The organism is Pelotomaculum schinkii, assembly GCF_004369205.1.
Taxonomy (GTDB): domain Bacteria; phylum Bacillota; class Desulfotomaculia; order Desulfotomaculales; family Pelotomaculaceae; genus Pelotomaculum_C; species Pelotomaculum_C schinkii.
The window spans coordinates 2212626-2233348 of sequence record NZ_QFGA01000001.1 but is presented as its reverse complement, the minus strand read 5'-3'; the positions used below and the strand labels follow the sequence as shown (position 1 = coordinate 2233348).

The following is a 20723-nucleotide window of genomic DNA, read 5'->3' as shown; positions in this document are numbered from 1 at the left end:
CAGCGTGTCTATTGAAGCGCCCAAATTTAGGGTCTTAATAGTTGACGATGACCCCGGGATAATTGATTTTCTTTCCCTGGGACTACGCTATGAAGGGTATGCCGTGGATAGCGCCGTCAGTGGCGGCCTGGCGTTTGAACGTGCCCGGGTGGCGCCGCCCGATGTGGTAATACTGGATTGGATGCTGCCCGATACTTCCGGCCCGGAAATCTGCCAGAGGCTTCGCACACTGGCAGACCCGGCCATCCTGATGCTTACCGCCAAAGACGAGGTGGCTGACCGGGTTGCCGGCCTGAGGTCCGGGGCAGATGATTATCTCGTCAAGCCGTTCCACTTTGAAGAATTGCTGGCCCGCTTGGAGGCTCTCTTGCGCCGGCGGGGACAAGCTTATAACAAAGATGTGCTTGAATTCTCCGATGTACGCCTGTGGCCTTCCCGCCGTGAGGCCCGCCGCGGACAGCTGCGCCTGGCTTTGACCCCTACGGAATTTGCTCTCCTCCACCTGTTCATGCAGCATCCGCATCAGGTCCTGCCAAAAGAGACCATCTTGCAAAATGTTTGGGGCTATGACTTTGGAGGGGACGCCAGCGTCGTTGAGGTGTATATCGGGTACCTGCGCCGCAAGCTTGGTGAACCACAGCTGATCAGTACGGTACGGGGCGCGGGCTATGTCCTGGAGGAAGTGAAGACGTGAATGTTCCCCAATATCTGCACAGCCTGCGTGCCCGCCTGGCACTGGGGCTGCTTTTGGTTTTAACCTTGCTTTTGCTGGTCTACGGCCTGCTGGCCTATGCCGAGTTGAAAGCCGATTTAATGGAGATAGCCGAAGCCAAGCTGCGTGTTCAGGCGGAACCGTTATTGGAGTATTGCGCCGGTCTGCGCTCCCCGCTGCGTGAAGACCTGTACTCGTCTGCCGCCGATTTGATGCAGGAACTGGAAGCCCAGGGGCTTGAAGTGCGGTTATATAATCAAAACGGCCAACCGTCGGCAAACAACAGCCAGTCATTGGAAGACGCGATACCTCTGCAGCCCTCACTTCTGTCGGCGGTAATGAAAGGCAAAAGCCTGAGCCAAATCCGGACCGGTACGGCAGGGAGAGAGCTGGTCTACCTGTCGCCGGTTATTAACAGCAGCGGGCTGGTTCAGGGCGCTTTGGAGGTCCGTGCTTCAATGTCTAGTGTTGACGTCTCACTGGCGCGGACGCGCCTGCTGCTTTTTGCCGGCGGCCTGGCGGTATTGTTGGCAGCGGTCGGACTGATATATCTGGTCATCCGCTATGCCCTGCGTCCGTTGACCAATCTGGCCGCCACAGCGAGGGGCGTCACCGGAAACAGGTTGACCGGCCGCGTTGCGGTGCCCCCCGGCGGGGATGAGGTAACAGAATTATTTGTGGCCTTTAACTCCATGCTTGACCAGTTGGAGAGCGCTTTTGCCGCCCAGCGGAGAGCCACCGATCAGGTCCGTCAGTTTGCGGCAGACGCTTCCCATGAATTGCGCTCTCATCTTACAGTTGTGACAGGTTATTTGGATGTGCTGAAGCGGGGAGCGGCAGCGGAGCCCCGGGAGCAGTCCCGTGTGCTGACGGCGGCAAGAACGGAGCTGGATCGCTTAAGCCGCCTGGTCGATGATTTATTGACCCTGGCCCGTTTGGGCGCCGGCGCGCCTCTGCACCGCCAGGCGCTGGATGTACCCGGCATGCTGTCCGATGCGGCCCAACGGGCTAAGTTGTTTGCCCCGCAGCGGCGTGTAACGGTTCAGTGTCCAACCCTGCCCCCCCTGCGGGCGGATCCGGACAAGATGCGGCAGGTATTAAACAACCTGGTTGATAACGCCTTGCGGCATACAGCGTCCGGAGAGGATATTACGCTGGGCGCAGGTGTACGCAATGAGAGCGTGTGCCTGTGGGTGCACAATACCGGCGAGAGTATCGCAGCTGAGCATCTTCACCATGTATTTGAACGTTTTTGGCGCGCCGATACCTCCAGAAGCTGCAGCAAAGGCAGCGGGCTGGGCCTGGCCATCGTCGCGGCTATCGCTGAAGCCCACGGCGGCAATGTTGAGGTTAGCAGCACACCCGGCAGTGGTACTACGTTTACCGTGTGTTTGCCCTTTAATGCTGGTGATGCTTTTGAGGAAAAGCTGCGCAAGGGCTGACAGCTGCCTGCTGGGTATATAAGTAGAAACTACGTATCCTTTAGCCTTATTTGGATGGTCTCCTTATGTGGTTTCTAAACAAAGCAGTAATAACAAAACTGCGAACCACTTCAAATTCTTCATAAAGTGCATAAGAATATCGCTAAGCCTGGATTCGATATTGATATTGTCTGTGTCTCTAGAATATCTACCCTGACGAATGTTAATTCTTAGCTGCCCCTTGAAGACAAAATCATGCTTGGGAATCTTGGAGGTTTGCTTTTTCTAGATAGAATGGAGATTTTAGCTGAAATCTGGGAGAGATTGCAACATGTTCCTTAAGGAACAGTTATTAAGCAGGATTAAACAATGGGAAACATTCAACATCTGGGAAGAATCGTATCAGAATACTTGTTTTGAAAAGGATTCAGCTTCCTTGCTGAAGTGGTATAATGCAGCTTGGGAGCTGGCCCGAAACCTAAATCCAGAATGGGGTCGGGATTTGAGCGAGGAAAAGATTTTACGGCTGCAAAAGACAAGGAATATCTTGTCCATGTTGAGAGAAATCAATAAAATCCCCTCAAATATAGTTTCTAAAAGATAATTGCTCTTTTATATCGAGTACATACGTAACAGAAAAAGATCCTAAGCGACACCCCCCCCCGGATAGTTATTTGTAAGAATTTTCTTGTTTTTGCCTCGGTCCCGAATTAATATTGTATTAGATTATTAAATAAGGGGGGTGGCGAAATGCCTTTTAAGGACATTCTTTTTGCTCAGGAAGGTCCCGTCGCGACAATTACTTTAAACCGGCCTGATAATTATAATGCTCTTGCTCCGAACATCTCCAGCGAAATGTTGGCCGCGCTGGAAATGTGTCGAAATGAACGGGAGATCAGGGCTGTTGTGCTGACCGGCAGCGGAAAAGCTTTTTGCTCCGGGGGCGATATCAAATATTTTGAGCAGTTTGCCGGGTCCAATCCTGATGAGCCGGTACGCCGCTTGTTGGAGCCTTTGCACAGAGTCGTTATGGATATACGACAAATGCCCAAACCGGTGCTGGCAGCCATAAACGGCGCGGTTGGCGGCGCCGGTATGTCGCTGGCTCTTTCCTGTGATTTGCGCATTGCCTCCAGGCAGGCTAAGTTTAAACAGGCGTATACCAGCCTTGGTTTGGCGCCTGATGTGGGGTGGAGCCTGTGGGTGGGTTTGCTGGCGGGGTTTGGTAAGGCCAGCGAGATGGTTTTTCTCGATCCGGTTTACGATGCTGAACAAGCGCAGGGAATGGGTCTGGTCCATCGCGTGGTGGAGCAGGAAGAGCTCATGACCGCCTCCGGCCTGATGGCGGAACAACTGGCAAGAGGTGCGACGCAGTCTTTTGCCATTGCCAAGGCCGGTTTAAATCACGCATTTTTAACACTCCTGGAACGGCAGCTGGAGGTGGAGCGCCAAGGCGTTCTCAACGCTTCTTTAACCGGTGATTATCAAGAAGGACTGGAAGCTTTTCTCGCCAAAAGAAAGCCTTCCTTTAAGGGTTGTTAAAGAATAAGCAGGGTAGTTGTCTATGCCGCCGGTGGCGTCACGTATCATAAAAATACCGATGTAGGTGCGATTTCAATAGCACACGGCGCGTCAGCGCCGAACTTGGGTATCTCAAGTAACTTTTGTACCAATGAATTGGCACCCACATTTTTTAAGGCAGTTCTTTTCGGGGCGGGAAAGCGTGTTTTGGTTAACATATCATTTATACACTTTTATAAACTTTTTATAAATCCTTTAAAACCGGTTTAAAGACTTCCTCTACAATGACCTCATAAATAACAAGGAGGTCATTTTTCATGAACAAGATCAAGCTTCTGTATGATGTAATCATGACCATGAAAGACAAGGATTCTTGCAGCGGGATCTCAAAGTGGCGGGCAAAAAGGATCAGGTCAACATATTCAGCCTGGACAATGAATTTGAAAAAAAGATGGCGGACGGCGGAACGAAGGCCAAGGTCAGCATGGAAATGGATTACGCGGGCAAGAAAGTGAAGCATGAAAGCAGCACTGAGTTTGACGGGCTGGGTTGCCACGGCGCCGGGAGGCATGGATTTATGAAGCATATGTTTTTGCGCCATGGCCACGGCCACATTGGTGACTGCGGCGACATCAGGCGGTTCGGGATTAAGGCGAAACTTGCCAGGCTGACATTTTTCCTGGATGTTTTAAACAGCCTGAAAGTGGAGGAAAAAGAAGATCAAAGCACGGTGCTTTCCCTGTCTTTTGACGAGATTTCCGGGGAAATGAAAAAAATGATCCATGAAAAAATGCTTCACAAGCAAATGTTGCATGAATACGGCCAGGACTGCGTATGCAAAGAATTTTCCGGCATGGAGGCTTTGACAGGCGGATGCAATGTTTTCATCAACAAGAACAAGGAAGTGGAAAAAATCATATTAACTCTTGAGGGAAGGTCGAAAGATGATTTAAATGAGCCGCACCAAATGGAGGTCTGGCCATGCGGCAGATTGCCAGGAGCCTTAACATTTCCCACAGCACGGTCAAGGACCACCTAGCCAGGGCTGAACTAGCCAAACTTTCTTGGCCATTACCCGAGGACATGAATGACGATGCCCTGGAAGAACTGCTCTTCCCCAGCAGGCAGAGTCGCATCACGAGTCATCAGCCGGATTTCGCCTACATCCATAAGGAGCTTCGAAAAAAGGGCGTAACGCTGGAGCTTCTATGGACGGAGTACAAACGGGAATACCTGATGGCTATCAATACAGTTGGTTCTACGATCTATATCAAAAATGGCGCGGTCAGATAGATGTTTCTATGCGCCAGGTGCAAAAGGCAGGCGAGAAGATGTTTGTAGATTGGGCAGGTCAAACAGTACCCATAGTTGACAGAGAAACTGGGGAAACCCGCCCGGCCTACCTCTTCGTTGCCGTTCTCGGAGCAAGTAACTATACCTATGCTGAAGCTAGTCTGACCCAGGATCTGCCTTCCTGGATCGCTGCCCACTGCAGAGCCTTGGCCTTCATTGGCGGGGTTCCCCTCTTAATAATACCCGATAATACCAAGACCGCGGTAGTCAAACCGGATTACTATGAACCTGACGTCAACGCTATTTATCAAGAGATGGCTGAGCATTACGGCACCATGATCCTGCCGGCCCGAGCTAGAAAACCTAAGGACAAGCCGAAGGCGGAAAAGGGTGTGCAGTTCTTGGAAAATTGGCTGCTGGCCACCCTGAGAAACCGCACTTTTTTTAGCCTGTTCGAGCTTAACCAGACTCTGCGTCTCAGCCTGGATAACTTGAATGAACGCCCGTTTCAGAAACTTGAAGGCTCAAGGAAAACACTTTTTGAGGCTCTGGACAAGCCGGCTCTCAAGCCGCTGCCCCCTATGCATTATGAGTTCGCCTACTGGAAGAAGGCCAAAGTGAATATTGATTGCCACATTCAAATGGAGAACAATTTCTACAGCGTGCCCTACAAATTGGTGCGAAAACAGGTGGATGTCCGCATCACAGCCACCATACTGGAGGTGTTTTTCAAGGGAGAGCGGGTCTGTTCCCACCCCTTGTGTCACGGCAGGGGTCGGTATGCCACTGACTCCAGGCACTTCTCCCCGGCCCACCGCAGCTACCTGGAATGGACTCCGGAGGGCTCATCGACTGGGCCGAAAATGTCGGTACCCATACCGCCGATTTGGTGCGGCGCATCTTGGAAACGAGAGTCCATCCCGAGCAGGGCTACCGCTCCTGCCTCGGCCTCAAGCGTCTGGCCAAACGCTACCCGCAGGAAAGGTTTGAGGCTGCGTGCAATAGGGCACTTGAGTCCGGAGCATGCTCCTACAAGAGCGTCAACTCCATTTTAGAAAAGGGACTGGACCAGGTGCCGTTTGGAGGTACCGTTAAGGCACCGGCCTATTCCAAACACGCCAACGTCAGAGGGCCGAGTACTACAGCGACAAGGAGGAGTAGCCATGCTAAACCAGCACACTGTAGAGAGACTCCGTGAAATGCGCCTCAAGGGTATGGCTGAGGCTCTGCTTGAGCAAAACAACAGCTCCGAGAACCAGTCATATACCTTCGAGGAACGCCTGGGCTTGCTGGTCGACCATGAGTACATCTCACGTCGGAACCGGCGTCTTGCCCGTCTTTTGAAACAGGCCAAGCTCCGGCTACCAGCCAGCGTAGAAGATATTGATTACCAGCAGCACCGCGGCCTGGACCGTGCTCTTTTGCGCAGCCTGTCAACCTGCGAGTGGATAGGTTCACACCTCAATTGTCTGATCACCGGAGCCACCGGAACGGGAAAAACATACTTGTCATGTGCCCTAGCCAATGCCGCCTGCCGGCATAATCTTAGTGCACGATACTACCACGTCTCTACTCTGCTTGCAGAGTTGACTGCCGCCAAGGGTGATGGTTCTTACGGCCGTTTGATTCACCAGTTATCCAATTATTATCTACTGGTCATGGATGACTGGGGTCTTGCTCCCTTCAAGGATTTTGAAGGGCACGATCTTTTGGATGTAATCGAAGAGCGCAACGGTAGAGGCTCTATGATTATCGCCAGTCAGTTGCCACTTGAAAACTGGCATGAAACTCTGCCGGATCCCACCTTGGATGATGCCATCATGGACCGCATCATCCACAACTCATACCGGATATCATTAAAAGGTGAGTCCATGAGAAAGGTGGCTGCTAACAAGCAGAGCATCGCTGCCAAATAACACCTATCTTTTTTTAATAATCCAGACCAAAATGAGACAATGTTCCGGAACGCTAGCGTCAGTGTTCCGGATTTTTTGAGCCATTCCTCCGGTTAAAGGGCGACTTGTTTTGACTCCTTGGTATGGACCGGACTGACCAGAATGGCCTGTGGATTTGTGCATTTGTGGAAAAGCCATTTTGAGCATTTCTTAAAAGAGCTTTTCCACAAGCCACACAAGCTCCACAGGCCCTACGACTATGGAAAGTCGTTCTGGGTATTCCTCTCGGGTCAATGATGATGAAACAGACAAAAAGCCCATTGAGCGATGATCCGGGCGGTTTTCTTGAACACGGTGCGATTGATGAATAATATTGGTTCAGTTAAATACCTTATCCTTCTTTTTTGTCGCTTTGCTCCGAGGACTCAACTGGAAATTTTACAGGTGGTCGTGTTCCCCGGAATCGCTGGTCGATTTAAAACGGAATAGGTGGTCGACTGAGACCGGAATCAGTGGTCGATTCCGATGGAATATGCAAAATGCGGGCAGTTAGGGCCAAGGTAAATATCATAACTTTTTTTAACGCTCAATTCCGTCCCGGGCCGGCACTCCCTGCTCATAGTAATGTTTAACTTCCACCATTTCAGTTACCAGATCAGCAGCTTCGATTACCTCGGAAGGAGCATAACGTCCTGTAAATATTATTTCAACGCCGTCCGGCTTGGTCTTTATTACCTCCAACATTTCTTCAGTGGTGATCAGGTTAAAATAATTGGCCGTGTTAATCTCATCAAAGACAATGATATCGTATTTACCGGAAAACATGGCCGTCTTTGCTTTTTCTAAGCCGCTATGAGCCATCTGAATATCCTCCTCATGCGGAGGATTTACAACATGGATAAAGTTATCTTTCCCATACTGTTCTATGGTAATATAGGGACTAACCATTTCTGCCGATTTAAGCTCTGAGTAATACTGGCCTTTCATGAATTGCCCGATATAGGTCTTTAACCCTCGCCCCATGGCCCGGAAAGCCAGGCCCAGGGCTGAAGTAGTCTTACCCTTGCAATTTCCCGTGTAAACCTGTACGTATCCTTTTTTTAGCAACTCCTTGTTCAATCAATTACCCCCTTGTGTTGTTTTATGATGTTAGTTAGATACTTGAATCGGGCATGGTAAAGTATAAACTATCATCTCCGTTTTTAAATTGCATTTTCTATGCCAAGCCCGAAGATTTCAATTCAAGGAGGAGATATCAACAAGAAAAGCCCAGCCTCATCCGTTAAGAGGGCGCTCTATTTAATGCCGTATTTTTCCATCTTTCTATACAGGCTGCTTCTGGAGATTTTTAATGCTTTTGCAGTGTCGCTTTTATTATAATGATATTTATCCAAATAATCCCTTATTAATTGCTCTTCAACATTTTCTTTTGATGGAACCTCCTGCGAAAAAGGATTTGCAGAAATCTTAAGAACATTTTTATGCAATTCAGGTGGAAGTAAATCTACAGTGAGGGTATCATATTTGGATAGGTTAATTATCCGTTCAATAACGTTTCTTAATTGCCGTATGTTTCCAGGCCAATTGTAATTTAGTAGAAGATCCATAACCTTTGGGTCAACCTTTTTTATGTTCCTGTCAAGTTTTGAAGAAATAAATCTAATGAAAAATTCCACTAGATCAGGAATGTCTTCTTTCCTTTCTCGTAAAGGGGGAATTCTAATAGATATTACCGCCAACCTATAGAACAGATCAGGACGAAAATGTCCCTTAACAATTTCCTCCTGCAATTCTTTGTTAGTTGCACTAATAAGTCTCACGTTAATGGGAATTACTTCCCGGCCCCCTAAACGCATAACAGTCTGTTCCTCAAGCACTCTTAATAAAGATGCTTGGAGATCTAACGGCATTTCTCCAATCTCGTCTAAGAATATACTTCCCATATTGGCTAATTCAAATTTCCCCGGGTTTCCTCCTTTTTTAGCACCGGTGAATGCCCCTTCTTCATATCCAAACAGTTCGCTGGAAATCAATTCCCTTGGTATTGCTGCACAATTTATTGCAAAAAAAGGTTCGCGGGCTCTTTGACTTGCGTTATGAATGGCCTGGGCAAATAAATCTTTTCCTACTCCACTTTCCCCAAGCAATATTACGTTCGAGCTGGTTTCAGCAGCCATTTTTGCCTGATCAACAGCAAATTGAAAACTATTACATTTGCCAATAAGGTCTTTAAAGTTGGTTTTAGGTCTTGCCCCAACAATTCTGTTAACCATTCTATTAAACTCCTGAATTTCATGAAGGATTAGTACTGCCCCAGTTTTACTCGGTAAGTTAGGGCTATCCAAATCAAAATTTATTTCTTTTGTCTTGTCTAATGGTGTGCAATTAACCAGAAACTTCTTTTTTCCATGCATTGTTCCCAGAAAAATTGTTTCACCGTATACTTTTTTCCCAGACGATAAGATATTAAGAAGGGCATTGTTATCATAGCCCAAGACATCTTTAATATTTTTACCCATACAATTATCAAGATTGATTTCCAGCATGTCACATGCACGATTATTTATGTGAGTTATAGTAAATTTCTGGTCCATAGCAATTAGACCCTCAATAATCGATTCCATTATTGCCCTTAAGTGTATATTAGCATTTATTGCCGTTTGATAGGCTATTTGTAAGGCAATTTCCCTTTCGATCGCTTTGGCAGCAGAAACGACCATACCTAAAGTATGTACACTATTGGAAGCGTAAATGTAGGGGCAAGTTAAGTTAAGTACTCCTAATATATTGTTTTTTGTGTCATGAATTGGAACTGAAAAACAAGCTGATGTAGAGGCGCACCTACAATAATGTTCATAGCCGTATACTGTACATGGCTTATCAATAGCTAGGGCTAACCCAACAGCATTTGTACCCATCACTTCTTCTGACCAATTTGAGCCCTCTACAAAATTGTGTCCGCCAGTGAAAACGAGGTCATACTCTTCTCCAATCCTTTTTAGGATAAATCCCTTATTATCTGCAATAACTGTGCAAAAGTTAAATTCCTTAAGAAGTGAATACATTTCTTCCATTGCCGGTAATGCTGCATTCAACAACTCCTTATTTTGATGTGTTTTTTCTCCTAATTCTTTTTTAGTAATAATATAGTAATTTTTGGGGATGAAGGGATCAACCCCATGTTGTTTGCTTCTTTCCCATGAATCCCGTATATCTTCTGAGATAGAAATATCCTCAGTTTTGTTTTGGAAATGTACCTGTTCCCAGAGAGAGAGCATTTCTTCACGTTGTTTTTCATTTAGGGCCATTGTGGAGCCTCCTTTGCCTCAAAGAATTTTCAAAAACTGTTGTTTACAATTATGTGCCAATTTAAGACAAGTGTCCCATGGAACAATATGTGTCATAGTAGTACATCATGTCTAAATTATATAAAAAAGTCTTAATTAAACCAATATCATTTATCAATAAAAAATAGCCTAAAAGGCTGGTTACAAACAAGTCTAAAAAAATAAAACAGCACATCCAGATTTGGCATTGAATTTGCTTTTACTAAAAATTGTCGCGACAAAAAATTATAAAGGAGGTAAAGAAATTTTTGGATCTAGTGGATGTTATTTTTAGGCCAAAAGTTTACATTCTTTAAGGAGGGTAAGTGTGATGGAAAATGCTAAAACTGCTTCAATAAAACTTGAGGTAGCACCGTCTTTTCGTTGGCTAGCATTAGCATTAAACTGTTTAGTGATGACTTTCTTTTTTATGGCTGTCCAATTAGTTGCAACTTTTGGCACCGTGATAATGACAGACTGGAAATTAAACACTGCACAATTTGGAATGCTGGTTACCATGACTTTTCTAAGTTATGCTTTATTTAACTATTTTGGTGGCAGCTGGGGAGCAAAAATTGGAACACGTAACATTGTGACAATCGGAATTGTTATAGCGATTGTCAGTACTGTGATTTGGCCCTTTGTCCATAATTACACAGTTATGTTAGGAGTACGTTTTATCCAAGGAATTTCCGGTGGTATTTTTATGGGGTCCGTTTTAGGTAGTGCAGCTGTGTGGTTTCCAGCAAGAGAGCGAGGTTTTACTCAGGGAATATTATTGGGTTTTATGGGAATTGGTTTTGTAGTTGACTCTGCATTAGCGCCTATTTTATTAAACGCCGGTTATAACTGGCAAAACGGTTCTGCGATGTTAATAGGGATTCCGGGAGTTATTATTGGGATTCTTTATTTCTTGTTGTTTAAAGACCTTGCACAACTTTATCCGGGTGTCGAAACAATTGATGATATCTTACCCAAAACAACGGGCGAAAATACAGCTGCAGAATCATCCACAAATGAGTACGTACAGCCAGAAACTTGGGAGGCTACAATTAGGTCAACAAAATTCTGGTTAGCTGCTGTAAATATTTTTGCAAACTGTTTTATTGTTTTTACATTAGGGAGTTATCTACCGTTGTTGCTGGCTAATGATATGAAATTAGGTCCGGAAACAGTTGCAAGTGTTTTGGCGGTTACATTTTTCTCGACACTAATTGCATCCCCACTTGGAGGACTGCTATCTGACAAAGTATTTCACAGTAAGCGTTATCCGGTGATTGTAATAGGTTTCGCATTATGCCTCGTATTCTGTTTATGGGTACCTTATGCTTCACTTGGGCTTCTACCTTTTGTTTTGTTTGTAGCTTATGGCTCCATACCTTTTGTAAACGGACCTTTTTGGTGCCTTCCTGCCGAACTTGTACGCCCCGCTTTTGCTGGAAGAGCTTCTGGGATGTTGCTGTTTCTTGGTTTACTGGGTGGCGTTATTGCAAACCCAATTGTTGGCTCCTTTGTTGATATGACCGGTTCAAATTATATTGCTTTGTATATTTTTGCTGCAATGTCAGTATTAGGACTAGTGACCGGATTGGCTATTAAAAAGTAAATCAAGTACTGAGATGAATGGGGGTAGAAGGATTAATTATGTAATACTGATTCTACTGCAGAAACCCATGATTTTTTTCTTTGACCCTACCTATCAAACATAAATTTGACAATCTTTGGTATTCTCGGATTGTATCTGATACCATATGTCGGTCATAAACACACACCCGAGGCCTTACTCAACGACCAGATACCAAACATTTTTTCTTACCTTGCTTGAATGGGGGCACTAATCCCTGGCGTCGCCGGTACATTGGTAAGCGACTTGAAGAATTTCTTGAGCTGCTGGAAGTTATGGCCAATTATTTTCATACCCAATACCAGGCTGCATTTTACTTGCCCACGGACATAAAGTTTGTTGGCGCCTTGGCCCCTTTTTAGAGCGGAGTTGGTACCCTCTATAGCGGCCCGCTTACTAATATTTGCCCGGTGCTGTTCCTTGTCAGCAAGTTCTTTTCTGGTAAAACAGCTATTACAGACTTCTGACTTACCTTTAAAACGGCCTTCTTCTTTTGAATCTTAACCGGGCAGTTATCTTTTAAGGAACAATGGCTACATCTATCCAGCTCGAAATATGCTGTTAGCGCCTTTTTTTCTTCGTTGTAGTAGCTCTGGACAGGAGCTTGCCCCTCAGGGCAGGCAGTTATCTTCTTGTGTTCTTCGGTAGTAAAATCACTCAGTGGCAGCTTATAAGGGTCAGCTTTGCGACCGGTCATATCGGTAAAGTGCACTTTCACTTCGTTGTCTTTGGCTATCTGCTGTACATCTTCGCTGTAATACCGCCATCTGTGTAAAGTTCAGCAAGATCAGTCTTTTCACTGATTACCGGCAGACGCTCTTTAAGCATTTCAACATCGCTTTTAGTGTTTTGTTCCAATGTATAATCGGTAATCAACTGCACCGGGTTGTCATCTGAACAGGTTTCGGCTAGGTTTGCCACATATGTTTAATGAACTCAAGAGAGAGAAGAATGTGTACCGGAAAATTTGGCCTGCCGTTATCGGGACAGTATATTTCAGCAAATTTACTTTCGTCTATTTTACAAAAGACATGCTCGTAGTATATGGGCGCCCAGCTTTTTTCCAGGATGGACTTGATTTTAGGGTGTAAATCGTTAAAGCTATTGAATAATTCAGGTTGTTGATGTGATTTATTCTCCCGAAACACCTTGAATCCCCCTGAAGTCAAATTATCTCTCTGTAGCTTTTGTTTACTCTTGTTATCTTTGTAATTCGACTTCAGGGATGTTAATTCCTTCTTGGTTACCCAATTTTCTCGGGTTTTAGAGGGGTTTTTGCACTGGAATCAATACTATATTAACCGTTGACTTTGTTTTCAAGAACAAAATAAACAACTATGTTAGGGGGTAATATTGTGAAACGATCAAAACGTTTTGAAAATGTTTTTGATACTCGTGAAGTTGTAAAGGACACATTTTTAAAAGAAATGCCCGAAGTCGGACTAATCTGTTGGGATAGTCCGAATGACCCAAAACCAAGTATTAAGATTGAAAATAATCGGGTTGTTGAGTTGGATGGAAAATGTGAAAAGGATTATGATTTGCTTGATCGGTTTATTGCAAAGTACGCAGTTGATCTTACTGTTGCCGAGGAGGCTATGGCAGTTGACTCTGCTAAATTTGCACGTATGATGGTGGATTTCAATGTGCCCAGGAAAGAAATTGTTCGTTTAGCCCGTGGCATGACACCTGCTAAAGTAGTGGATGTTGTAAAAAATCTGGATGCAGTTGAAATGATGATGGCTGCACATAAACTTAGAGCTCGCAGGCGGCCGGCAAACCAGACACACGTTTGTAACCACAAGGACGATATGGCCCTTCTCATGGCTGATGCAGCATGTGCCGCAGCGATGGGATTTGCGGAAATTGAGGCTACTGTTGGCTGGGTGCGTAATGCTCATAACGTAGCCCTGGGTATCTTGTTAGGTTCTCAAATTGGTAGGCCAGGTGTACTGACACAATGTGCGGTTGAAGAAGCCACCGAGCTTGCGCTTGGCATGAAGGGTTTCACTAGTTATGCGGAAACAGTTTCAGTGTATGGAACAGAAAAAGTATTTGTTGATGGGGACGATTTGCCATGGTCGAAGACATTCCTTGCCAGTGCATATGCCTCAAGAGGCTTGAAATTGCGTTTTACATCAGGCACTGGTTCGGAAATAACTATGGGCGAGGCAGAGGGAAAATCGCTTTTATACCTTGAAGCAAGATGCATTGCGCTTACCCTAGGGTCAGGTGTCCAGGGGGTTCAAAACGGGGGGATTAGTTGCTCGCCTCTTGCAGCCTCTCTTCCTGGAGGGCAACTCTGCGTTATGGCTGAAAACCTTATCTGCATGATGTGGGGCTTGGAGGTCGCTTCAGGAAACGATGCTCCATGGGCAGGTTCTGAAGCGCGGCGTTGGTCACATGTTATTCCCTGGTTGTGTGCAGGGACAGATTTTATTCATTCAGGTTTTGGGTTTACCTCAATCTGGGATAACATGTTTTCCGGGGCCTGTTACAACCAAGAAGATTTGGAAGATGAAATGGCGCTTCAAAGAGATTTTAAGGCTGATGCAGGGCTAAAATCACTCACTGAAGAGGAATTTATTGCGATTAGGGCCAAGGCTGCCAAAATTGCCCAAGATCTGTGTGATGAAATGGGCTGGCCGAGGTACAGCGATGAGCAAATTGAAAAAATAATTTACTGTAATGATAGCGATGATATTGACCGCGACCAAAAAGATAATATCCAGCTTAATAAAATGATTAAAGAGAGTGGCATAACTCTGGTTGACATAATTAAGGCATTACACAATAAAGGCTATTCTAAACTGGCATCGTCTCTTACCCAGTTATTAAAATGCAGATTGTCTGGAGATTACCTGCATACCTCGGCGATATTTGATGATGAATTTAAATGTTACAGTGGCGTGAATACACCTAATGATTATGCTGGTCCAGGGACCGGTTACCGTGTTGAAGGGGAAAGATGGGAAGAGATTAAGAACCTTCGCCAGGCTATGGCACCCGAAGATTTTGTGAAAAAACAAACTGGGTTGGCTTTGAAATAATTTAACAAAAAGGAGTGCTTAAAAGATGGCAAGAGGTTTAGTTTTAGAGAATATAGGGCCTGCCAAACCGGGAATAAAAAACGAGGAAATAGTTATTGCAGTAAGTGCCGCCTTTGGTATAGATATTTTCCAGACCCTCAGTGGATTGAGTTTGGGAGATGTTCTTTTTGAGATCATCGCAGGCGCTGAAGAACAGGGTGTTGATACGAGAATTGTAAGGTTTTCACGAACTGCTGACTTGGCCTTTATCGGTCATGATGGCGCGAAATTGAGCGGTTCGGGAATATCTGTAGGGATCCAAAGTAAGGGAACAACCGTCATCCATCAAAAAGATTTATATCCGTTGTCTAATTTAGAACTCTTTTCAATGGCTCCCTTTATTGGACTTGAGCATTATAGAGCGATTGGAAGAAATGCCGCAAGATACGCTATTGGCTTGGAACCGGAACTGATTGTTGCACCATGGAGTAAACTTGATGCGCACACTGTTAAGGCTAGAACTCTTCCACTAGCAGCTTTAATCCATCAAATTGAAGAAAGAAGATGTTCTAAGAACAGTATCCCAATGGAATTAGACGTTAAGTTTTAGTAATAATAAATTAAGGAGGATTATGTAATGAGCTATATTAAACAGTATCCTTTTGCAGAAAAGTCCCCTGGTTTGATTAAGGGGATTTCCGGAAAGAAACTTGACGAAATTGACTTGAAAAAAATTATCAGCGGGGAAATAGACAATATGGATATTCGTATTTCTCCGGAGACGTTGGAGCTTCAGGCTAAAGTAGCTGAAGAGCAAGGGAGAACCCAGTTTGCCGCAAACCTCAGACGTGCTAAAGAACTCTGTGTTGTTCCAGACGGAATAATTCTGGAAATCTATGATAAACTTCGTCCTTATCGTGTCACGAAAAAAGAGTTGCTTGATATAGCTGATGACTTGGAAACAAAATATAATGCTACTCTTAATGCTGAGCTTGTAAGGGAAGCAGTACATCATTACGAAGAAAGAGGGGTCCTGAAAAGCGAGGAGGTATAATTGTGAACTGTATAATTAGGGTCAATATGCTGACCCAAAAAATAACCGAAGAACCTGTTCCAGAAGCTTACCGGCTTCTTGGAGCACGTGGTCTAAATGCTCGCATTCTTTTAGATGAAGTGGATGCTGATTGTGAACCTTTAGGTTCGAGAAATAAATTGATTATCTCACCTGGATTGATGGCAGGAACATCGGCATCGTCCTCAAGCCGTTTGTCATACGGAGGAAAAAGCCCGTTGACAGGTACTATAAAGGAAGCAAATGCTGGAGGAAACAATGCTGCTTATTTGGCAAGATTGGGTATCAAAAGTGTAATTATTGAAGATATCCCCAATACAAAAGACCTGTTTATTCTGTATTTAGGTGCAAACAGGAAAGAGTTAATTTTGGCAAATGAGTTAAAAGGCAAACGAGTCTATGAGACAGGAGAAATATTAAAGCAAAGGTTTGAAAATGTTGGAATTGCTTGCATAGGACCTGCAGGTGAGCAGTTAATGGCAACTGCGGGGATTGCAAACACCAACAGTGAGGATGAACCGGAAAGGTTTGCTGCCCGTGGAGGATTGGGGGCGGTTATGGGTTCTAAGGGGCTAAAAGCGATAGTAATTGAAAAAACAAAAGATAAAGTTAGAATCCAGGATGAAAAGGCCTTTATGGAAGGCAGAAAAAAGTACACAAATGGTCTGCTGAAAAACGAGACCACCGGACAAGGGTTACCCCAATGGAGTACACTTGTACTTGTTGATCCTATTAATGCGGCTGGCGATATGACGGTTAAAAACATGAGTCAAGGTGAATGGGACGAGTGTGACCACGTTAACGCTCAGACCATGGTGGACTTGATCAATGAGCGAGGCAGTGGAAAAATGGGGCATCCCTGCCAAAGGGGATGTATTATAAGGTGTTCCAATAAGTACCCCGGGAAAAACGGAGAAAACGTATGCAAAATCGATTATGAAACTGTAGCACTGCTTGGTCCCAACTTGCTGATTAATAATTTAGATGCAATTGCAGAAATAAATAGAAAATGTAATGATGTTGGTGTTGACACAATGGAAATTGCTGGGGCATTGGGTGTTGCAATGGAAGCAGGGGTTTTGAATTGGGGTGACAGTGACCGCGTTTTAGAAATAATTGACGAAATTGCAACAGGGACAGTGTTGGGTAAGTTAATTGGGGCAGGAGCTTTAAGTACCGGAAGGGTTCTAGGTATTAAAAGGATTCCTGTTGTAAAAGGTCAAACATGGGGTGGCTATGATCCCAGAGCTTCTAAAGGACAAGGAGTAACTTATGTTACTACTCCTCAAGGTGCCGATCATAATGCTGGTTACGTTGTATCAGCAGAAGTTTTGAAATTGGGATTGGATTTAGATCCTTTAACAACCGATGGAAAAGTTGATGTATCTTTAGCATACCAAAATTATGCTGGAACTTTTGACTGCCTGGGGATTTGCGTTATGGCTACTTATGCCACGTTTCCCGACCCCAGCTGTTTAGAGGGGGTTGTGAAAATGGTTAATGCAGTGTATGGATCGGACTTTACTGCAGAAACGATTTTCCAACTGGGTGATAATATGATTGCCTCTGAACGGGAATTTAACCGCCGGGCTGGTATAGTAATTAACCGGCCACCAGAGTTTATAGTAAATGAACCTTTGCCTCCCCATAATGTTGTATGGGATGTTCCGTTTAAAGATTTGGATAGGATAGTTTAAAGAAAGAGAGAAAAAAATGGATATAACTTTGAATCAAGCGGAAGAAGTAATCAAGGCTGCTCATGTCAAGGCACAGGAACTTGGCATCAAAATAGTAGCGGCAGTGGTTGAATCAAACGGACATATTGTAGAAGTGAAAAGAATGGATGGAGCCCCATGGGGTAGTATTGACGTGGCGATTAACAAGGCATACACAGCATCTGCTTGGGGTATATCAACTGCCACTATTGCTGATGAATGCCGGCCCAACGGTTCTCTTTATAGTATTCACTTTAGCAATAACCAGCGCCTAATCACTTTTGGCGGGGGAGAACCTATATATGTAAGAAATAAATTAATTGGAGCGCTAGGCATAAGCGGGGGAACAGCTGATCAGGATAAAGAGTGTGCTGATGCAGGGGTAGATGCCCTAAAGTAGATTAAAAGGAAGCCGGGCCATTATTTATAATGGCCCGGCCAATATTATTGATTAAAGAAAAAACTATGGGGAGGTGTGGCACATTTGCGAGTAAAGTTCTATGCTAATATTAGACAGGTTGCTAGAGTTCCGTTCATTGAAATAGATGCAAAGGACATTTCCAATATCAAACTGTTACTGAGATATTTATACAAAGAGTTTGGATCTGAGATGGGAGATGTGCTGTACGAAAAAGATGGGACGATCAGTAAAAATATTAACATTTTAATCGACGGAAGGTCGATATATGATTTAGAGTATGAGAAAACTCATCTAAAAAATGATATGACGATTGTGTTATTATCTAAAACTGCTGGAGGGTAATCTATATTTACACCAGTTTAAGGATTGACTAAGCAGGTAAATACAGGAGGTCAGTTATGGTTGTAGTTGGAGTTGACATTGGGAATGATAGTACTGAAGCTTGTATTGGTAGATTGGATGCGAATGCGATAGAATTCTTATCTAGTTCTTGTACCGAAACAACAGGAATTAAAGGTACTTGCCAAAATGTTAACGGAATTAAAAAAGCTCTTGAGCTGGCTTTAAAAGAATGCAACTTAAATATAGAAAATATAGATGTAATATGCATCAATGAAGCTACCCCGGTTATTGCGGATCTTGCTATGTCTACGGTAACAGAAACAATTATTACTGAATCGGCAATGATTGGCCACAATCCTTTAACTCCGGGAGGTTTTGGGCTGGGTATCGGAACGACCATTGAAATAACTAATATTATAACTAAGGGAGAAATAGGTAAAAAGTACATTCCTGTTGTTCCTAAAAGTGTAGATTTTGAATCGACTGCAAAAATTATCAATCAGGCTTTTGAAATGGGAATACAAATTGAAGGCGCTATCATACAGCGAGATGAGGCAGTACTGGTTAACAATAGGTTGATAAGGAAAATTCCGATTGTCGATGAAGTCCAACATGTTGAGATGGTTCCATTAGACATGTTAGCTGCTGTAGAAGTAGCCGGGGAAGGCCAGGTAATTCGAACTCTGTGTAATCCATATGGTTTAGCTACTATTTTTAAATTAAATGCTGAAAAAACAGCTATGGTTGCTCCAATGGCCGTTTCACTTATTGGTAATAGATCTGCTGTTGTAATAAAAACTCCTGAAGGATCAATCAAGGAAAGAAGGATACCGGCCGGGAAAATAAAAATTTTTGGGGATACTTCCTCTGTTGAAATTGATGTTAATGAAGGCGCCGATTCAATCATGCAGATGTTGGGACATTTTGAGGAAATTGCAGATGTTGTCGGGGAACCTGGTACCAATGTCGGTGGCATGTTGTGGCGGGTAAAACAAACAATGCAGGAAGTAAGTGGTCAGCCCTTTAAGTTAATAAAAATCAAAGATATATTGGCCGTGGATACCTCTATTCCAGAGAAGATTAAAGGTGGTTTGGCTGGCGAATATACTTTAAATAAGGCTGTTGCCCTTGGAGCTATGGTGTGGACTAACAAATCTTTGATAACGGAAGTAGCCCAAAAGCTTACCGAAGAAACCGGGAAAAAGGTTTTCATCGAAGGCATTGAAGTTGTAATGGCCCAAATGGGAGCTAGAACAACCCCTGGAGTCCAATTGCCAATGGCGTTGATTGACATAGGCGCTGGTTCTACCGATGTAGCTTGGGTTGATTCACTTGGTGAATGTAAAAAATATGTTCATTTAGCTGGAGCTGGAGATATGGTAACCATGATGATAAATTCAGAGCTTCAACTAAATGATTTGGATTTAGCAGAAAAAGTTAAAAAATTTCCCGCTGCAAAGGTAGAGAGTATGTATCATGTAAGACTTGAAGATGGAACAATAAAATTTTTCAGTGAGCCGCTTCCACCAAGTATTTTTGGGAAGGTTGTAATTTTCGATCAGAAACATATGGAACCAATAGAAAGTGTAAGTTCTTTGGAAAAAGTTAAATTAGTCCGGCAAACTGCCAAAAAAAGAGTATTTATAGCAAATGTAATTAGAGGTCTCACAATTGTTGCGCCAGGTCAAAATCTTCATACAGTAAGGTCGGCAGTTTTAGTTGGAGGGTCATCACTTGATTTTGAAACACCATTAATGATTTCAGAAACATTATTGAGACGTTTTGGAATTGTCTGTGGTAGTGCCAATGTTAGGGGGAAGGAAGGCCCACGAAATGCTGTTGCAACCGGATTAGTCCTATCATATTTCTCAAGGAGGACAGATGGGAATGTTAAAAAACAGGAAGTCTGATTCCGGTCCGACAGTTATCATTGGTTGCGTTCTTAATACTGACACAAATCATTTTTTATCTGAAATCATTTTCGGGTTAGAGGAAGAAGAAATTCCATTTATTGTTGAAAAACAAGATGATAACGACTTAATTTGTGATACTGTGGAGTCTGCTTATAATATGGCCTTAAGATCTTCACTCGCTGTTGGAATATTTATTGGAAGAGATAAAGAAATTGTATTACATCATAAGAAGCTACCACCCAAACAGCCCTATTTTTATTTAGAACCCAATGAAGTTAATTTAGATAAAGCTAGACGAATAGGGACTAATGCAGGACGTATTGTAAAGAGACTCCCTTTATTGGATATTTAGTCTAAAACCGAACTCATATAATGTGGTATCAGGCAGGTTTGGCCAAACCGCGAAATTAAAAATAATTCAGAACAGCATAAATAGCGA

At 44.0% G+C, this 20723-nt stretch carries 19 protein-coding genes and 1 pseudogene; 15 read left to right on the top strand and 5 right to left on the bottom strand.

The window, feature by feature from the left end; genetic code table 11:
• Positions 1 to 4: 4 nt before the first annotated feature.
• The 6 genes and pseudogenes from Psch_RS10395 to istB all read left to right on the top strand — a co-directional run bounded on the left by Psch_RS10395 (position 5) and on the right by istB (position 6863).
• Positions 5 to 694, top strand: a complete 690-nt coding sequence (locus Psch_RS10395; RefSeq protein ID WP_243124009.1) for a response regulator transcription factor — start codon at positions 5 to 7, stop codon at positions 692 to 694.
• On the top strand, positions 691 to 2154 hold the full coding sequence (locus tag Psch_RS10390; protein WP_190240122.1) for a sensor histidine kinase: 1464 nt from the start codon (positions 691 to 693) through the stop codon (positions 2152 to 2154). Before Psch_RS10395 ends, Psch_RS10390 begins: the two co-directional genes overlap by 4 nt.
• A gap of 729 nt (positions 2155 to 2883) precedes the next feature.
• Positions 2884 to 3675: an enoyl-CoA hydratase/isomerase family protein gene (locus Psch_RS10385; protein ID WP_190240121.1), complete on the top strand. Its 792-nt coding sequence runs from the start codon at positions 2884 to 2886 to the stop codon at positions 3673 to 3675.
• A gap of 370 nt (positions 3676 to 4045) precedes the next feature.
• Complete coding sequence (locus Psch_RS10380) at positions 4046 to 4693, top strand: hypothetical protein (protein ID WP_190240120.1); 648 nt, start codon at positions 4046 to 4048, stop codon at positions 4691 to 4693.
• A pseudogene (gene istA, locus Psch_RS10370) lies at positions 4636 to 6145 on the top strand (IS21 family transposase). Before Psch_RS10380 ends, istA begins: the two are co-directional and overlap by 58 nt.
• Positions 6111 to 6863, top strand: coding sequence for an IS21-like element helper ATPase IstB (istB, locus tag Psch_RS10365; RefSeq protein WP_190240117.1), 753 nt, complete (start codon positions 6111 to 6113; stop codon positions 6861 to 6863). The pseudogene istA and the gene istB overlap by 35 nt, the downstream one beginning before the upstream one ends.
• 558 nt (positions 6864 to 7421) lie before the next feature.
• Here istB and Psch_RS10360 read toward each other — a convergent pair.
• Positions 7422 to 7961, bottom strand: coding sequence for a cob(I)yrinic acid a,c-diamide adenosyltransferase (locus tag Psch_RS10360; protein WP_190240116.1), 540 nt, complete (start codon positions 7959 to 7961; stop codon positions 7422 to 7424).
• Between the two features lie 176 nt (positions 7962 to 8137).
• Positions 8138 to 10150, bottom strand: coding sequence for a sigma-54-dependent Fis family transcriptional regulator (locus tag Psch_RS10355; RefSeq protein ID WP_190240115.1), 2013 nt, complete (start codon positions 10148 to 10150; stop codon positions 8138 to 8140).
• A 349-nt stretch (positions 10151 to 10499) separates the two neighbouring features.
• Here Psch_RS10355 and Psch_RS10350 point away from each other — a divergent pair, with 349 nt between their 5' ends.
• Entirely contained in the window at positions 10500 to 11774 is a 1275-nt protein-coding gene (locus Psch_RS10350; protein ID WP_190240114.1) for an MFS transporter, read from the top strand.
• Between the two features lie 206 nt (positions 11775 to 11980).
• On the opposite strand, the gene Psch_RS21665 is transcribed toward Psch_RS10350, so the two are convergent.
• The 3 genes from Psch_RS21665 to Psch_RS10335 are packed head-to-tail and all read right to left on the bottom strand — an operon-like array spanning position 11981 to position 12713.
• Entirely contained in the window at positions 11981 to 12175 is a 195-nt protein-coding gene (locus tag Psch_RS21665; protein ID WP_427910095.1) for a hypothetical protein, read from the bottom strand.
• The gene (locus Psch_RS10340; protein ID WP_190240113.1) at positions 12172 to 12489 is read right to left on the bottom strand and encodes a transposase; all 318 of its coding nucleotides are present in this window, start codon (positions 12487 to 12489) and stop codon (positions 12172 to 12174) included. The genes Psch_RS21665 and Psch_RS10340 overlap by 4 nt, the downstream gene beginning before the upstream one ends.
• Positions 12490 to 12524: 35 nt before the next feature.
• Positions 12525 to 12713 carry a hypothetical protein gene (locus Psch_RS10335; RefSeq protein ID WP_190240112.1) on the bottom strand — a complete coding sequence of 63 codons (189 nt, stop codon included), beginning with the start codon at positions 12711 to 12713 and terminating at the stop codon, positions 12525 to 12527.
• 434 nt (positions 12714 to 13147) lie between these two features.
• Here Psch_RS10335 and Psch_RS10330 point away from each other — a divergent pair, with 434 nt between their 5' ends.
• From Psch_RS10330 to Psch_RS10295, 8 genes are all read left to right on the top strand, one after another.
• Positions 13148 to 14842 (top strand): propanediol/glycerol family dehydratase large subunit, encoded by a 1695-nt coding sequence (locus Psch_RS10330; RefSeq protein ID WP_243124008.1) that lies wholly within the window; start codon positions 13148 to 13150, stop codon positions 14840 to 14842.
• A 25-nt stretch (positions 14843 to 14867) separates the two neighbouring features.
• Positions 14868 to 15431, top strand: coding sequence for a glycerol dehydratase reactivase beta/small subunit family protein (locus Psch_RS10325; RefSeq protein WP_190240110.1), 564 nt, complete (start codon positions 14868 to 14870; stop codon positions 15429 to 15431).
• Positions 15432 to 15458: 27 nt separating this feature from the next.
• Positions 15459 to 15875 carry a diol dehydratase small subunit gene (locus Psch_RS10320; protein ID WP_190240109.1) on the top strand — a complete coding sequence of 139 codons (417 nt, stop codon included), beginning with the start codon at positions 15459 to 15461 and terminating at the stop codon, positions 15873 to 15875.
• Positions 15876 to 15877: 2 nt separating this feature from the next.
• Entirely contained in the window at positions 15878 to 17590 is a 1713-nt protein-coding gene (locus Psch_RS10315) for an aldehyde ferredoxin oxidoreductase C-terminal domain-containing protein (protein WP_190240108.1), read from the top strand.
• 16 nt (positions 17591 to 17606) lie between these two features.
• Entirely contained in the window at positions 17607 to 18008 is a 402-nt protein-coding gene (locus Psch_RS10310; RefSeq protein ID WP_190240107.1) for a GlcG/HbpS family heme-binding protein, read from the top strand.
• 84 nt (positions 18009 to 18092) lie between these two features.
• Positions 18093 to 18371 carry a ubiquitin family protein gene (locus Psch_RS10305; protein WP_190240106.1) on the top strand — a complete coding sequence of 93 codons (279 nt, stop codon included), beginning with the start codon at positions 18093 to 18095 and terminating at the stop codon, positions 18369 to 18371.
• A 56-nt stretch (positions 18372 to 18427) separates the two neighbouring features.
• A complete protein-coding gene (locus Psch_RS10300) occupies positions 18428 to 20281 on the top strand; it encodes a diol dehydratase reactivase subunit alpha (RefSeq protein WP_190240105.1) in 1854 nt (617 codons plus the stop codon).
• Complete coding sequence (locus Psch_RS10295) at positions 20259 to 20636, top strand: glycerol dehydratase reactivase beta/small subunit family protein (protein ID WP_190240104.1); 378 nt, start codon at positions 20259 to 20261, stop codon at positions 20634 to 20636. Before Psch_RS10300 ends, Psch_RS10295 begins: the two co-directional genes overlap by 23 nt.
• Positions 20637 to 20723 lie beyond the last annotated feature (87 nt).